This is a genomic window from Pseudomonas sp. DC1.2 (assembly GCF_034351645.1).
In the GTDB taxonomy this organism is placed as follows: domain Bacteria; phylum Pseudomonadota; class Gammaproteobacteria; order Pseudomonadales; family Pseudomonadaceae; genus Aquipseudomonas.
In genome coordinates this window covers 1,588,012-1,602,560 of sequence record NZ_CP133782.1, presented here as the reverse complement: position 1 = coordinate 1,602,560, position 14,549 = coordinate 1,588,012, and the positions used below count along the sequence as shown (strand labels likewise).

The 14,549-nt window shown below is 52.2% G+C and carries 15 protein-coding genes and 1 pseudogene; 3 read left to right on the top strand and 13 right to left on the bottom strand.

The genetic code is table 11. The features are described from left to right. Positions 1–53: 53 nt before the first annotated feature. A complete protein-coding gene (locus tag RHM68_RS07170; RefSeq protein WP_322221351.1) occupies positions 54–605 on the bottom strand; it encodes a DUF6990 domain-containing protein in 552 nt (183 codons plus the stop codon). Next, positions 605–3,457: pseudogene (locus RHM68_RS07165) on the bottom strand (DUF637 domain-containing protein); the annotation flags it as partial. The gene RHM68_RS07170 and the pseudogene RHM68_RS07165, both read right to left, overlap by 1 nt. Here RHM68_RS07165 and RHM68_RS07160 point away from each other — a divergent pair. Continuing rightward, positions 3,455–3,832, top strand: coding sequence for a helix-turn-helix transcriptional regulator (locus RHM68_RS07160; protein WP_322221347.1), 378 nt, complete (start codon positions 3,455–3,457; stop codon positions 3,830–3,832). The pseudogene RHM68_RS07165 and the gene RHM68_RS07160 sit on opposite strands and share 3 nt — an antisense overlap. 70 nt (positions 3,833–3,902) lie before the next feature. Here the strand turns inward: RHM68_RS07160 and RHM68_RS07155 are convergent, their stop codons facing one another. The 9 genes from RHM68_RS07155 to RHM68_RS07120 form a co-directional block, all read right to left on the bottom strand. Then, positions 3,903–4,481: a hypothetical protein gene (locus RHM68_RS07155; protein ID WP_322221345.1), complete on the bottom strand. Its 579-nt coding sequence runs from the start codon at positions 4,479–4,481 to the stop codon at positions 3,903–3,905. Beyond that, positions 4,478–4,909, bottom strand: a complete 432-nt coding sequence (locus RHM68_RS07150; protein WP_322221344.1) for a hypothetical protein — start codon at positions 4,907–4,909, stop codon at positions 4,478–4,480. Before RHM68_RS07150 ends, RHM68_RS07155 begins: the two co-directional genes overlap by 4 nt. A 76-nt stretch (positions 4,910–4,985) precedes the next feature. Next, entirely contained in the window at positions 4,986–5,315 is a 330-nt protein-coding gene (gene imm40, locus RHM68_RS26660) for an Imm40 family immunity protein (RefSeq protein WP_323561538.1), read from the bottom strand. Between the two features lie 302 nt (positions 5,316–5,617). Then, positions 5,618–5,992 (bottom strand): barstar family protein, encoded by a 375-nt coding sequence (locus RHM68_RS07145; RefSeq protein WP_322221342.1) that lies wholly within the window; start codon positions 5,990–5,992, stop codon positions 5,618–5,620. Positions 5,993–6,003: 11 nt separating this feature from the next. Then, on the bottom strand, positions 6,004–6,411 hold the full coding sequence (locus RHM68_RS07140) for a ribonuclease domain-containing protein (protein ID WP_322221340.1): 408 nt from the start codon (positions 6,409–6,411) through the stop codon (positions 6,004–6,006). A gap of 654 nt (positions 6,412–7,065) precedes the next feature. Next, positions 7,066–7,485: a hypothetical protein gene (locus RHM68_RS07135; protein ID WP_322221338.1), complete on the bottom strand. Its 420-nt coding sequence runs from the start codon at positions 7,483–7,485 to the stop codon at positions 7,066–7,068. Positions 7,486–7,493: 8 nt separating this feature from the next. Then, the gene (locus RHM68_RS07130) at positions 7,494–7,670 is read right to left on the bottom strand and encodes a hypothetical protein (protein ID WP_322221336.1); all 177 of its coding nucleotides are present in this window, start codon (positions 7,668–7,670) and stop codon (positions 7,494–7,496) included. A 942-nt stretch (positions 7,671–8,612) separates the two neighbouring features. After that, positions 8,613–9,710 carry a site-specific tyrosine recombinase XerC gene (gene xerC / locus RHM68_RS07125; RefSeq protein WP_322221334.1) on the bottom strand — a complete coding sequence of 366 codons (1,098 nt, stop codon included), beginning with the start codon at positions 9,708–9,710 and terminating at the stop codon, positions 8,613–8,615. Between the two features lie 12 nt (positions 9,711–9,722). Next, complete coding sequence (locus tag RHM68_RS07120) at positions 9,723–12,764, bottom strand: CHC2 zinc finger domain-containing protein (RefSeq protein WP_322221332.1); 3,042 nt, start codon at positions 12,762–12,764, stop codon at positions 9,723–9,725. A gap of 98 nt (positions 12,765–12,862) precedes the next feature. Between RHM68_RS07120 and RHM68_RS07115 the strand changes: the two genes are divergently transcribed. Together RHM68_RS07115 and RHM68_RS07110 are read left to right on the top strand one after the other, a co-directional pair. Continuing rightward, the gene (locus RHM68_RS07115; RefSeq protein ID WP_322221330.1) at positions 12,863–13,258 is read left to right on the top strand and encodes a helix-turn-helix transcriptional regulator; all 396 of its coding nucleotides are present in this window, start codon (positions 12,863–12,865) and stop codon (positions 13,256–13,258) included. Then, complete coding sequence (locus RHM68_RS07110; RefSeq protein WP_322221328.1) at positions 13,255–13,803, top strand: RNA 2'-phosphotransferase; 549 nt, start codon at positions 13,255–13,257, stop codon at positions 13,801–13,803. The genes RHM68_RS07115 and RHM68_RS07110 overlap by 4 nt, the downstream gene beginning before the upstream one ends. On the opposite strand, the gene RHM68_RS07105 is transcribed toward RHM68_RS07110, so the two are convergent. Beyond that, positions 13,794–14,219 carry a hypothetical protein gene (locus RHM68_RS07105; RefSeq protein WP_322221326.1) on the bottom strand — a complete coding sequence of 142 codons (426 nt, stop codon included), beginning with the start codon at positions 14,217–14,219 and terminating at the stop codon, positions 13,794–13,796. The two genes, RHM68_RS07110 and RHM68_RS07105, sit on opposite strands and share 10 nt — an antisense overlap. Beyond that, the gene (locus RHM68_RS07100; RefSeq protein ID WP_322221324.1) at positions 14,219–14,524 is read right to left on the bottom strand and encodes a hypothetical protein; all 306 of its coding nucleotides are present in this window, start codon (positions 14,522–14,524) and stop codon (positions 14,219–14,221) included. Before RHM68_RS07100 ends, RHM68_RS07105 begins: the two co-directional genes overlap by 1 nt. Positions 14,525–14,549: the final 25 nt, after the last annotated feature.

Below are 14,549 nucleotides of genomic sequence, written 5' to 3'. Positions count from 1 at the left end.
AAATCACAGGCAATAAGAACCCCAGCTCTTTGGCTGGAGTTCTTATTGGATGGTTATTTATTTTTTTTGGCTATCATGAGTGCTCGATCAATCATATCGGAAGTAATGTAAGGCACAAATCCGAGCCTATCTCCCTTCTCAAAATTTTTCTTGTATTCGTCTAAACATCCAGTATCACCAGCTATTGCTAGAGCCGCCAAATGTCGGATAGGCATTGCACCTTTAACATCAGTTGGGAGCTGTCTATAAACCGTCAACCCCTCCTCAATACTCTGAGAACGAGCCCAAGACATAGCCTTCTCCGACAACCTAATAACATCATCACTAGAAAAATCAGACAATTTCTCCGGAGCTTCATTGCTAACTATAATCGGAGCATTACTACCGCCATCACCCAATATAAGAGAAACAGCCTCCGAAAATTCTTTGGAGGAAATGGAGGGCATAAGCGAAACCCGAAAATGGTCCGAGCGTTTACCCACAGATGGGATAACCTGAAGTTGAACCCCTCCGACATCGGTGACGCAAAAATAATCACCAACTTCATCCTTGCTACAAACCCAGCCCTGCTCCTTCAAGATTGAAACAACATCTTTTTCTTTCATTACTTGGCACCAGGGAAATTCATAATCTCAATAGGAATGCCGTTAGGATACCCTTGCTCCTTTAACGGCACACCCGGCTTCAGGCCAAAGCTTTCAGCCACTTTACCCCTAGGAATTGAACTCCCATCTTTTATTTGAGGAAAAATCTCGGACTGACGAATACTTAGGTCCGCACTTCCGGTCTTAACTTCAATAATCCTAAGGGTTCCATCTGGCGCTTCGGCCACAATGTCAGGCCTGCAACGACCAGTGCCACAAGAACTGCCAAATGATATTTCTTTTTCGCTGACTCTGAACCCTTGAGATGAAAGTTGATCCTTGATGTCATCCACCATGTTCAGGTGGTGATCATAGTGATCTTTGATAGTGACATTGGGAGCCCCTGCCCCTTTTGTGGCAGGCGAGGGATCGGGCGAAAAATTTGGGGCCTTATCCGATACCGTTGCGCCCTTGATCCGGGCAACAGCTCGTTTGTAAGCGAGAGCTCCTGCGGCGCCCATCCCTATGGCGCCAGCAACCTTGAAACCTTCTTTCATAGCGCTGACTTCAGCGTCAGTAAGATTCCACTTGGACCTGAGTGAGTCAACCATTTTATCCACTTCGTTCTCAGTGGTGGCTGCAGCCAGCATCCCCTGGAAGTCGTGGTTGGAATTTATGAGGGTCTGTAACGCCACTTGAGCCTGCGGGGACGCGGCGTCGAGGGTGTCACGGATCGAGTTCAGATTGGCCATGGTATTGGCCACTTCTTTAGAGGGGCCCGCACACTGAGTTCGATCCGCCATACAAACAGCAACAGCATCAAGATCCTGCTGGAAGCTGATTTCCTGGTAGATACGGGTCGTATCCGTGATACACGCCTGGTCAGTACAAGTGAGCAGCTTGCGGGCTGCTCTTTCCAATTGGGCATGCCCCAAGTAGTTGTACTGGGTGCTATTGCCCGCAACTGCCGCCCCAATCCCGACATCCCCATTGGTCACAACAGCACCAAGCACACCGATCACCTTCGAGATCGCGAGCAGGTTTGCCATTTGCTGTTGGTATTCAGGGCTAGTGGTGTTGCCGCTCAGTGGAAGCAATTTGTCGGCAAGTGCCTCTACCAATGCTTGATTAGCGCCGGCAGCCAAAGCTCCGGTGCGGAAGTCGCCGCCCATGGCCTCTGCCATTAGGCCACCGAGGGCGGCGTGGAGGGCCACTTTGGCCCACCCACTTTCCGCATAAGGCAGTCCACCAATGGCTCCAGCACCAACGGCGCCACCGACAGTGACGGCCTCGCCCATCGCAGCACTGGCAAGGTTGTCTTTGAAACTTCCGCCATAAACAGCCGTTTTTATAGCGGCGTCAGCGGTTACCTTGATGGCCAAGGTTTGCAAGCTCTTGGCATCAAAGCCAAGCTTGCCCGGGTTGTAATGAAGTCCATCCGCTACCCCGGCCATTGCGGCAGCGACGGTATATCCCTTGATACTTTCCTTTGAGGTAACGTCTTTTACGACCTTACCGAGGTTGCCTCGGTTGTCGATGGTGCTGACTGTGGCCTTGGTCGCAACACTGAGAGACACGGCCTGCAGCATCGAATTCATACCGGCCATCATCGGCCCCATGACTGCAGCCAAAGCAATGGCAATGATCAACTGGGCAGCCGGACCCAAGCCTGAGTTGTTGTATTTGAACGACTCGTGAATCTCCTTGACTTGCCGCCAGTCCACATCGCCGCGCGCTTCGGCTTGTTTTAGCCAGGCAAGTTGCGGGTCAGCCTTGACCATCGCGTCGATGGTCTGGCTGACGCTTTTCTGATCGATGTGTTTGATATCGATCTTCAGCCCATCAACCGCTTTGATGGTGAGATTGCCAGCCGCGATCAGACTGCTCTGACGCAGGGTTTCGTCTGTCTTGCCCTCGCCCTTTGACGAGTTCCAGAAAGCGTCGTTATCACTCTTGGTATGGCTCTCGTCATGCAGATCCTTCACCGCCTCAAAGGTGATCGAACCACCGCTGTCCAACGTCAGGTCTTTGCCACTCTGCAACGTGGCGACCTGATAACGTTGATCCCCGCCGCTCTTCAGCGTCAGGTCACCACCGCTCTTGATTTCACTGCCGATGTTGGTGACCTGGGTCACTTCGTCACGCTGGGTCTTCTCACTGCCCCAACTGCCCTTTTTCTTCATGTCGTACAGCGAGTAGTCGCTGTTTTGTGCCGCCAGCACGTTCAATTGCCCACCGGCCACCAGATAAGCTTCATTGCCCGCCGTAACGTTGCTTGAGCTGAGTGTCAGGTCCTGACTGGCGTTCAACGTGACATTGCCGCCAGCATTGACGGTTGTGCTGACCTGGCTGACGTGGTCTTCCTGAGCCTTGACCTTGTTGTCCTGGTAGTACGAGTGCGTTTCGTCCGCCGCCGAGGCCAGGGTCAGATTGCCGCCCGCCGCCATGGCGACATCGCGCTTGGCGTCGATCTGGCTGGCAATGGCCAAGAGGTCACGGCCGGCCTGAATGCTCAGGTCCTGACCGGCCGTCACGCTGGAACCGTGCTGAGTGATGCTTTGATCCCGGCGGTCGGCGCCGTAGTCGTGGCTGACGACTTGCTGGACGGCGCTGAGCTTGACATCTCGCCCGGCCGTGATCGTGGTGTTTGCAGCGCTTTTCAGGACGCCGCCGGTGTTATTCAGGTCGCGCCCGGCGCGGATGGTCAGGTTGTTCGCCGCTTCAATGCGCGCCGCGCTGTCGACAACGTCTGTCTGCTGGCTGTACTCATCGACGCTGCTTTTGTGGCTGGTGACGGTGAGTTCGTTGGTCACGTCGCCATTAACAGCGGTCAGGCTGACATCGCGCCCGGCGATAATGCCCCCGGACTGATGAGCTTTTCCCAACGCATCGTCGAGCTACGCAAAAAGCTCGGCATGACACAACAAGCCCTCTCGGCGGCAACAGAAATTCATGTGCAGCAGATAAAGCGCTACGAGGCTGGTAGCTCCTTGCCCACAGCCGATGCACTGAAAAAGCTGGCTATCGCACTGCACGTAACATCGGATTTTTTACTATTCGAAACCGACGAGCGTGGGCCGGATGATCGCCTGCGCTACCAGTTCGAAGCGATTTCACGCATGCCCATGGAAGAGCAAGAACTGGTACGGGGCCTGCTCGATGCGGTGATTGTGAAACACCAGGTAGCCGGGGCCATTGCCCGTGCAGCAGGGCCAACGACTAAAGGGAAGGATCAAGCAGGCGGCTAAATAAAAGTCGGGAAATCAAAAGCCAGATAAAAAACACCGGCCTGGCCGGTGTTAGGTGAGTACCGCTTGCTTAGACTTGAGCAATCGTTCCTGATATCACACATAAAGCAGTAATAATTTGATCAGGATGATCTTCCAGAGGAACTCCCCAGCCGGTAACTTCAAGCCCGCCATAGTCCTGATCGGTATAGAACCACTCCTCAGCGCTGTCAAACTCTAAAGATGTAAATGGCAATAGATCCGAAACCAAACTACCCAAGCCGATACCTGCTGGCAAAACACCTTTATAGACAAGCTCTTGCGCAAACTCCCCAGAAAAACTGAAATCGTAAACTTTAATAGCATAAACCTTCCCCTCCCTAATCATTATTGATAGAGCGGGAGTCCCTTTTAGCAGGTCATCAATAACTGCATCATTAAACAAAGAAAAAGAGTAGCCTCCATTTCCAAGCTCGTCCAGACCATGCGTTCTTAATCGAATGTTTGGTGCATTTTCAAATTTGTACAGCTGACTGGTTGCATCAACTAAATACTTAAGCAACACACGACCCAGCACTTCTGCATTGACGCCCAGCGGTATGCCTGCAAGAGATATGGATGGCACAATTGGTGCCGCCCAAGATACTGAGAAATAGTTAGACGGTGTCATTCTGGCACCCACTTGTTAGTGGTGGAATTTAATATCACTTTTTGCCCCTGAGGGTTCAAATACCTTGTATTAGCATCATAAATAGGCCCCTCACTATTAAAAGTCGGCCTGTAACTCCCAGGATCGACAACTTTAACCTTGCTCCCATCACTATAAGTAAGCTTGTAGTACTCTCCTTTGTGAGTTGATAAAATATCATCCCCAACAGTAGATGGGCTATATTGAACTTCCTTAATCCCTGTAGTGCCACCTTCGACTGTATAGACTTGGGCATTACCAGATAAACTAGCTTTCACTTTAGGCGTAAGTGTTGCGCCGTCCATGGTGAGCGGCTGTTTAACATCATCTATTGACTTCCCCCAAACGCCGGAAGGATTTCCAGCAATATTTCGAGGAATACCGGCTTGTGCCGCTAAGTCTTCGCGCAAGCCGTCCCGAGCCAGTGGAGATGTTGCCGGAATATCGTCTGCTACCTTTCCAGCAGAACCTGTTGCTTTTGCACCATCAAATTTTAGGCACTAGCGCAAAAAGCCCCTCCGGCATTAAGTAGCTAAAAATGTAACTCTTTGCCTTATCTGAACTGCGCTTAAAAAAAACAGTATCAGACTCATCGGGGCCTTGGTCGCAGTACCAACTGTCGTACGTCTGCTCAGCTTTCTCGCCAACCAATTGATATACATCTCCTCCAAGAATCGCGACTCCGAAAGCCTCGAGCTCATAAATAGCATGTAAAGCGTCATCACGACTTAGGGCCCAGTTCCGCACCCCCAAATGATCTAGGGATATACCTCTACTTAGAATAGAATCAATTTGCTCCGACCATATAATACTCATAGATCACTCCGCCGAGGTCGGTTTGAATAGTCGATGATTGATTGACCCATCCGACTCCTTTATGAACTCGAAAACGCCTTGTTTCCCACGATACTCACCTGGAATTTTCAGCATATCTCTTACCACACCATCTCCCCCTGTGATCTTCGTCACCTGTCCGGCCCCTTGGAAAGTAGTGACACTTTCCGGGAATCCATGAAGATCGCCTGTCTTGATCTGACCTAACACTTTATCTGTGTATTTCGTACCTGCAAAGAAATCATCCGCTACCGTACTTCCGCCTTTTGCACCAACGGCTGAACCTAACTTTTCAGCAAACCTTCGATCACAACTCTATCAGTATCTCTGAAGACTACTTCTATCTCGTGTCCATCGTCAGCAACCCAATCAAGGACCGAGTCACGCAAAATTTCTAGGTATACTTTTAGGTCGTCTCTTGGTAATCCTGGCAGAGACTCATGCACAAGGACGATTTTGTGACACGGAACCCAGCTGAGATCCCTTAAGCAGTCATACAAGGCATCCCAGTTAAATCCAAAGTACCCCGGCAACCAAAGTAGGTAATACAACGATCTTATCAGTTCCTCCGTGATCCGAATGGTGGGGTCAATCCGCACATAAAAAACTTTGGCCGCGTCATATGAAGGCGGGGTTTCCACAAACGTGAATGGCAACATTTCGACAGACCTCAATTTTTTACTGGGATGAAGGTTTTGTAGTGGTCGGCGGTGTAATACATTTCGCCGCCTTTCCCTACGACTATTCGCTGAGGCCCAGGCCCTGCAATACCCGGCGTAGGATGGACATACTCAGTGTAGTAACCGGCTGGTTTCTGCGGCAGATCCAATGCACGATTCTGGAACACAGAGCCATCATTTCGATGAGGGAAGGATCCTCCTGACTTAATCCTATCTAAGGTTGGACCAAGATCAACTGTGCCTTTGAAAATTTGCCCAGTTTTTTGATCAACTACCTCGATGCCATCAATAAATCGAGTGGTGTATTTTGCATCACCGCTAACAACATCCGCTCCAACCGCTCTCGGTTCATTACCCACGTAACGCTGCCAATCCGGATGGTAAGGATCAGCCTTCATCTCGTCCGTAATCTTGGTAAGGCTAGTCGGCTTGGGAACTTCCGCTGTCGCTTTTGCACCTACTCAGGAATAATTTTCAACTCACTCCATAGTGGTTTCAGTCCAAGGCTTTCCATATAAGTCCCATAGTCGAAAAAGGCCCTAACCCCAATGTCTTCGTATAAAAACCATGAGGCCTCGCACTCTTGACATACGAACAAGCAAGTGTCATGGGCTATAATTTTAGCCCTGACAATATCTCCCTGCTCACACCTTGGACACAACATATAAGACTTCTCTATTTAACAGGATAGGCGGTAATGACCTGACTGGTCCCAGGCCGAACAATAATTTTAATACTCGTTTCTCCCGAAGTACCAATCGCTCGGCCCATCGGGACAACATATGCACCCGAATCATTTACTACAGGACTACCTTTCTTGAGCCATGCCTCATCGATAGTGCCTAAAATCTCTTTTCTGTCCATACTAAAGACGCTATGTGTTGTCTTGGCCGGATTCGGCTCCGCATGCTCTAAAACATGCAAAACTCTGTTTCCTTGAACCGATCCTTGTCCATAGTCTAGACCAGCTGGAGTTGTCCAAGTCCGGGTAGCCTTGTCAAACGTTAGCTCTACTGCACCACCTGTCGCTTTTGCACCATCAAATCGTTAAATCAGTCTGAAATCTGCTTTAGCTCTTCCTCCATAAATCGTAGAACCTCTATTGGGTCTCGCTCAACAATCCCTACATAATGCTCATACTCATTCACCAGCAGCGGGTAGCCCATAACATAGCTAATTTTGAACGCATCAAAAAGAGATTTGTAGCCAGGGCGCAACTGAGTAATACAAAACTCCCAGTTTGCTGGAACCCTAGCGTCAACCAATCGAAATAGACTGCTCGGAGCCCAAAAAGGAGGTTGTTCAGGAGCCCGCACTAAAAAATCCACCCGATCAAAAATAAACAACAGCGCATACACCACGTAACTTTCTCCAATACTCAAAGGAGAATAGTCCGTTTGATCTACCTCGCCTAAATAGCGCTCCTTTGTTGGGATGGCGCTACCGAGATTAGCCTGACAAAAGGCAAGCATATGTTTACTCACTTAAATTTGAAGTCGTCAATTGCTCCAGTAATGGAGTTTCTAACGTAATGGATTTCTATTCCATTGATATTTTGCGCTGATTTCACCCAACCATCAGTTGCCGGCCATCGGGAATCAGTCATGGGAACCGACAGCGGGCGACCAGCAGCAGGATTTGAAATAGCCTGCTCCATTGCAAGCTGTTCATTCAAGTTAGCAGGCGTAGTTCTACCCGTCGAACCCAAGCCTAATGGTTTGTTCACTAGAGGAGGTATTTCAACGCCTTTTGCACCAACAGTATCACCCGACGCGAATTTCGTTGTCTAGGCGCGCAACGCCTGATGTGACGTGGTCTGCGAGACGGTCGACCTAGCTGATGCGCGCTCACCAAGGAAAACCACCCCGACGCGGGTTTTGAGCCCGTCACAGAACACCCTGGACGACCCAAATCAGGCGACGACAAAAAAGCCCCTGGCCGTTCGGTGGCGAAGCCATCGGACGGCCAGGGGCCAACAAGCACAGCGCGTTAGGCTTCGGGGTTCAAAGGGGTTTCCCCTTTGGTACGGTCGATTGGTTACGAATGGCGCAGCTCATTTGTAAACAGTCGGTAACGTGCCTCCCCAAAAAGCATGCTGGTTCCATGCCCGAGGGAAATTGCATTGAATTGCTCTAAGTTGCTCTAAGTTGCTCTGATTGGCGTTAATTTGCTTTAAGTTGCACTCATTTGCACTAATCGAGAAAAACTCGCCTCCCTGAAAGATGCTAATCCAACGGGGTATCGGGGCGCAGCCCTGATCAGGGTTTTGGGGACATCGACTGCGTGCAGGCGGTGGCCACAAAACATTTCCTGTCCGGCATTTGCATCTGCTCCGATAGCCCCCTGACAACCTGTCCAGGTGTTTATCGCTCGACTCGTAGAGGCGGCTTTTCGGGATTCAAAGGGCTCCCCTTTGGCACCGGATGTATACATCCATAGCGTGCCTGTATTTTTTGCCGTTGATTGAGGCCGCTTCGCGGCCTGCGGGGGTGTCAGGTATTGGTTGGAACTTTGCGGGGAGTTTGCAGGCGATTTGTCAGGCCGACGGGTATCTGTAGGGGACTTGCGGGGTGTTTGTCAGGCCTTTGCAGGCAAGTTGTCAGGCCAACTCGCTTTCTTCATCCGCTTCGGCGTCCAAGGCCGTCAACAGGGCTTCGACGGGATCATCTGGCAAGGTTTCAGTCGTGGTTTCACTGGCCGAATGTTGCCGTTGCAAGCGTGCCGGATGGGTCGCGGTGTGAATTTCCTTGAGCGCTCGGATGCTGACCTGGGTGTAAATCTGCGTGGTGTTCAGGCTGACATGCCCGAGCATGGCCTGGATGAAACGAATATCGGCGCCGTTCTCCAGCATCAACGTGGCCATGGTGTGGCGGAACAGGTGGCAACTGCCACGCTTACCGATGTTGGCTTTATCGATGTGCTCGCGCACCAATTGGCTCAGGCGGTTGGGGCTGAACACTTCACCCTGCTGGGTCAGAAACAACGTCCCGTCGTCCTGGGCCATCGCGAACTGAGGCCGGACGTCGTCGCGGTATTTGGTGATCCAGGCCAAGGCACGCTCGCCGATGGGAATCATCCGGTCTTTTTTGCCCTTGCCCTGGCGAATCATCACCGTGCCGCGCTCGTAGTCGATGGCGCTCCAGCTCAGGTCGATCAACTCCATGCGGCGCATGCCGGTGCTGTAGAGGGTTTCCAGCATGGCCCGGTCGCGGATGCCGGTCGGGGTTTGGACATCTGGCACATTGAGGATGCGTTCGGCTTCGTCGCTGCTGAGGATATGTTTCGGCAAACGCTGTTCCATCCTCGGTAGATCGAGGTCAGAAGCCGGGTTGTAAAGGATACGGTTGGTTTTGGTCAGCCACTTGAACCAGACCCGAATCGGCGTGATGCGCACCGTTTGGCTGCGCGCTGACAGCGCTTCGCCGTCAGCTTTTCGATATAAAAAAAGATGCCGCTGGTAACGCTCTAAAATGGGTCGGGTAATTTCTTGTGGCCGGGTCAGACCCCGTTCGTCACACCAGCGGATAAACGCAATCAGCAGGTGTTCGCGGTTGCCCACGGTGCGTTCTGAATAGCTGCGCTCGCGCTGGTATTGCAGGAACTGTTTCATCTGAAAATACAGGCTGCCGGGATCGCCCAGCGGGCCAATGATTTGTTCCGACACACGCAGTTTTTTGCTCTCGCCTTTTTTCGGCATGACCACCTCGACTTAGACGGCGCTGGACAACGCGGAGTGGTTTTTTAATAACGGCTGGAGCAGTGGTTTTTCGTTCAGGCCGACCGCTTCGGCCTCAAGACCAGAAATGGCGTGGCTTTGCGCGTGGTTGAGGGTGTCCGACTGAGTACCGACTATGGCCCGATCTGAGTCCGACCGTTTTTCTGAATCCCCCGACCGAGCGGATGTGTTGTCGAGTTGGTCGGCATCGATCAAGCCCATCAGGTGCGGTTGGTTGCCACTTTTGCCGTCATACGTGAGGGTGTATTCATGGGCTAACCCCTTGCGGTGCAGCAGCAGGTATTCCAGTTCGGTCAGTCGGCCCAAGTGGATTTTCAACTGGGTATCCCCCCAGCCAGTGGCCTCGCGCACGTCCTTGCGACCGAACCGAAACTCTTTTTCTTTGAGTCCCTGCGCCTGACTTCGGGCCTCGACCCAGCCTTGCAACAGCTCCAGCAACCGCCGCGTTTGCGGCGGTAGTTCGTCCAGGGTGCGCCCAAGAATGTCGTGGGCCAGCCGGTTGGCCAACACAATGTCGCCCTTCGTGACCTCGATGTATGCCAAGGATTTTCCGCGATGCTCGACGTGTTTGATCGGGCGTTGATGCTGATGCAGCAAGGCAATGCAGCGAATCAACGTCAGGTATTTCATGTGGTCACGCCGGGTCCGGGTTTTGTCCGAAAGAAAAGTCAGCTGATCCGCGAACGGATTGACCACCGCCACGGTTTTAATCAGCCGCTGGGCGTTCTGATGCAGGCGAGTAATCGCCTGTTTTTCAGCGTCGGCCAGCAGGCCGTCGAGGGTTTGTTTTTTACGTTGGGCCGCATGGATCGCTTCGGTTTGCTCGCGGCTTTCGTTGATGGTCAGCACCAAACACCGGTTGAGCAATTCTTCGTCCACGTCGATGGCCGTGGTGGTGAGCATCAGCATCACCGGGCCTTTGACCGTGTATTGCTTGGTGATCAAGTTGCCGGTGGCTTCATCCTTGCCGGTGCTGGCAATGGTCAATTCGCCATCCGATTGCAGCAGTTTCAGGGCATAGGCCGCTTGGCGTACACCCTCCTCTTCGGCGATGGCCAGGATCTTGTGTTGCAGATCCGTTTCGCCGAGGTAAAACAGACTCTGGCCGGTCATGGCGCTGTACTGGATGCGTTCTTCTTCTGGCATCAGATTTAGAACCGCGTCCATCAGCGAGCTTTTGCCCGCCGCGCTTGATGACTGAATCAACACGGCCAAAGGCTGATCCAGCTTGCGAGAAACCGCCGCAAAGTAACCGGCCAGCAGGTTGTAGGACTCACCGACGACACCGCAACGGGTCAAATCCGCCTCGATGCGCTCGATCAAATTCGGCGCACGCAACAGGTTCAACGCGGCCAGTTCATCCTCCGCGCTCAGCTTCGGAGTAGGATTTTTCGGGGCCAGTGCCGCCTGGATTGAGGCTTCCTGCAAACCTTCCAGCTTGAGCAACAGTTTGCCCAGGTCGCGCTTGATGATTTCTTCCGGCACGCCCAACTCAATACTCGCCTGTTTCAAATAACTGTATCGGGCCTTGGCCGCGTACAGGTCGAAGCTGTCCACGTAATAGGCCGCTTCGCGGCCCTGTACGTGGTCTTCTGCGACCTCGCGGCGCACCTGCACATTGACCCGCATTTGTTCCGGGCCGAGGTTCTTTTTCCAGCCGCGCACCCGCCATCGGCGGTCGGCCACGGCCAACAAAAGATCGCCCTGGGCGTTTTCGCTGAAAGTTTCCGATTCGGAAACTGGCCCCGCTACGGTCAAAGTTTCCGAATCGGAAACACCCGGCATCGGTGGCAACTCGGCGGTTGCCTGCGGCGCAGCGGCTAAAGAAAAAGAGGTTTCTGGCTCGACCAAAACCGGCGTGCCTTTGCCCTGCCACAGCGCCTGTTGCAACAGTTCGCCCAGCGCCTGGGCCGGGTTTTCCACCTGCAAGGCGAAAGCGTTGGCGTCCATGCCTTGCGGAAACAACAAGCGAAACACTTCGATGCCGGCAGAGCGCAGTTCCTCGGCCAATTTTTCTGCTGCTGCGTCTCCCGCTGGATCACGGTCGAAGGCAATCACCACCCGCTGGGTGCCATGGTGTTTCAGGGCCTGCCAATGGTCTTGGGAAAAACCGTTCACGCCATAAGCACTGATGACGTTGCGAAAACCCGCACACCAAAAGGTCATGGCGTCGATCAGCGACTCACAGAGAATAATTTCCAGACTGGCCAACAATGCAGCTTCATTCCAGACTCCGCGCAACGGCGTGGCCAAGTACAAATGCCGGGGCTGATTGTGCAGCTTGTTGTTCGGCTGCATCCGTCGTCCGTAAAGCTGCATCACTCGCCCGGATTGCTCTGGCTGGGCGCCGTCTTCCAGACCCAACACCGGCACGACCACACAACCGTTTAAATGTTCGTGACCGGTGGAGCGCAAAACCCCCAAGGTCTGCAATTGCTCCCGCATTTGGCGCCCGGCCTGGGTATGCCCAGCGGGCAAGCGGTAAGTCAGGGTTTTATTGGCATAACCCAGCTGAAAATGCTCGATCAGTTCGGGATGGTTCAGGCCGCGAGACACCAGATAGGTCAGCGCTTCGGGTGATTGCTTGAAATTGGCGTGATAGAACTCGACCACCGAACGCAGCAGCGCCGCGTCTTCGACCTCGGAAGCAGCAGAAGCCGAAGAGCCAGCGGCTAAAGAAGGGAGGTGTCGAGCATGACTGCGCGACACGCCAACTTTTTCCGTGTTCTCCAACGGTGCGTCGTTGCGCAACAGTTGGACCGCGTGCGGCAACGACACGCCCTGGGTTTTCATCACCCAATCGAGCACCGAACCTGCGGCCCCGCAGCCGAAGCAGTGATAGAGGTTTTTCTCGTCGGAGACTGACAGGCTGGGCGTGCTTTCGTCATGGAACACGCAGCACATCACCCAATCCTTACCGCGCTTTTTCAGCTCATGGCCCTGCGACTGGATCAGCCGAACCAGTGACACCTCGCGCTTGAGGCGTTCCAGTTCAGCTTCGGGGATGCGAGCCATTCAGTATCTCCTCAGAACCTTGTCAAGTATCTCATCAGGTATTATCGTAGGCTCCATATAGATACTTCAGTCAACCCTCATCAGAACCAGAGGTGACAATGCCAGGCATCGACCACCACCAAGGCTTGTTCTGGATGAGCTTCACTGAACGCTTCTTGCGACTACGCAAGCAACACAGCCTGACCCAACAGCAAATGGCTGACACCGTGGGAATCCATATCACCCAGGTAAAACGCTATGAATCCGGTGAAGCCCAACCATCGCTTGAGGTGCTCAAGAAGGTGGCTGTGGCCTTTAATGTCTCCACCGATTGGCTGGTGTTTGAAGAAAACGAGCGCGAACCGCAGGACGAGCTAAAGCTCAAATTCGAAGCTGTGGTGCAAATGGACGAGGACGAACGACGCTCTGTGCTCGCCCTACTCGATGCGATGATTTTGAAACACCAGACAAAACGATTTTTTGTACCCAGTACAGAGTCAAAACAGCAACCATGAACAGTAAGCAGCTCAACGAAATTAGCAAATTTCTCAGCTATGTATTGCGACATGAACCGCAGTCCATTGGACTTCAGCTAGACATGGAGGGCTGGGCAGAAATTGATTTATTAATTGCAGGCGCAGCTAAGGAAGGGCGTGTTCTAGATCGCGAACTGATCCTGGATATTGTCAGCAGCAGCGATAAAAAGCGTTTTGCTATTTCTAACGATGCGCAATACATTCGCGCCGTGCAGGGCCATTCAACTGAAAGTGTAAACCTCCAGTATATTGAGAAAGAGCCACCCCAGATTTTGTACCACGGAACAGCCACTCGCTTTCTAGAGTCAATTCAGCAGCAAGGGCTAATTGCGGGCTCTCGCCATCATGTGCATCTATCTCAAGACGTAGCCACAGCCATAGCCGTCGGACAGCGATATGGAAAACCTGTGGTGCTAAAAATTGAAGCCCTGCGGATGTACCAGCAGGGCCTCAAGTTTTTTCAGTCTGAGAATGGCGTATGGTTAACGGATCACGTTCCTATACTTTTTATACATCAGGAATAATTTTCGTCGTCTTCCCGCTCAGACTTGTAACGAGCTGACTCTTCTTTGGCAGCACTAAGCCATTCAGAGAAACCAGAGTAAGAAAAATTATCCCAAGGACTTGATTTCGGCCTTGAATAATCATAAATCCGGACACTGCCCCCCACCCCTGTGCTTCCATCAAAGCAAGCGAGAACTACCCAGCCATCATTATACAATCCAGATTCGTCTTGAATAATTGCAAATGGAACCAGAGCACACCCTGGAAATTTCAAAAGCATAGAACCATAGTAGGAAAGAGATAGCGCCATGTCTTCCGACAAAAGCCTCCATGGCTCTATATCCAAACCCTCATCCGCCATAACTATACTTAGGTAATCAGCGGGAAATTGAAAGCCGCTCGGCAAAATTGGAAGCTCATACAAAAAAGGCTTCATTATCTACCTCCTCCTCCAGTAACACGTGGTAAATCTGATGAGCCGTAAGGGTTGGAAGTAGAAAACCCACCTGACTGTTTATTTATACGGGCACTAATCGCTTCGCCCCAAGTACTAAAACTCTCCCACCCTCTAGCCTTTTGAATAGCTGGCGTCAATGGATCGTCAAATCCACGAACGCTAGCATTCACCTCAATCCCCGCTTCTCTGGCAGCAGCAATTCGAGTGTTGTCCATACTAGTCAGCTTACCATCCGGCATTTTCACAACATCAACCGGATCACCTTTCCAGCCATTAGTTTTCATGCTCTGGACTAAATCGTCGTAGGTG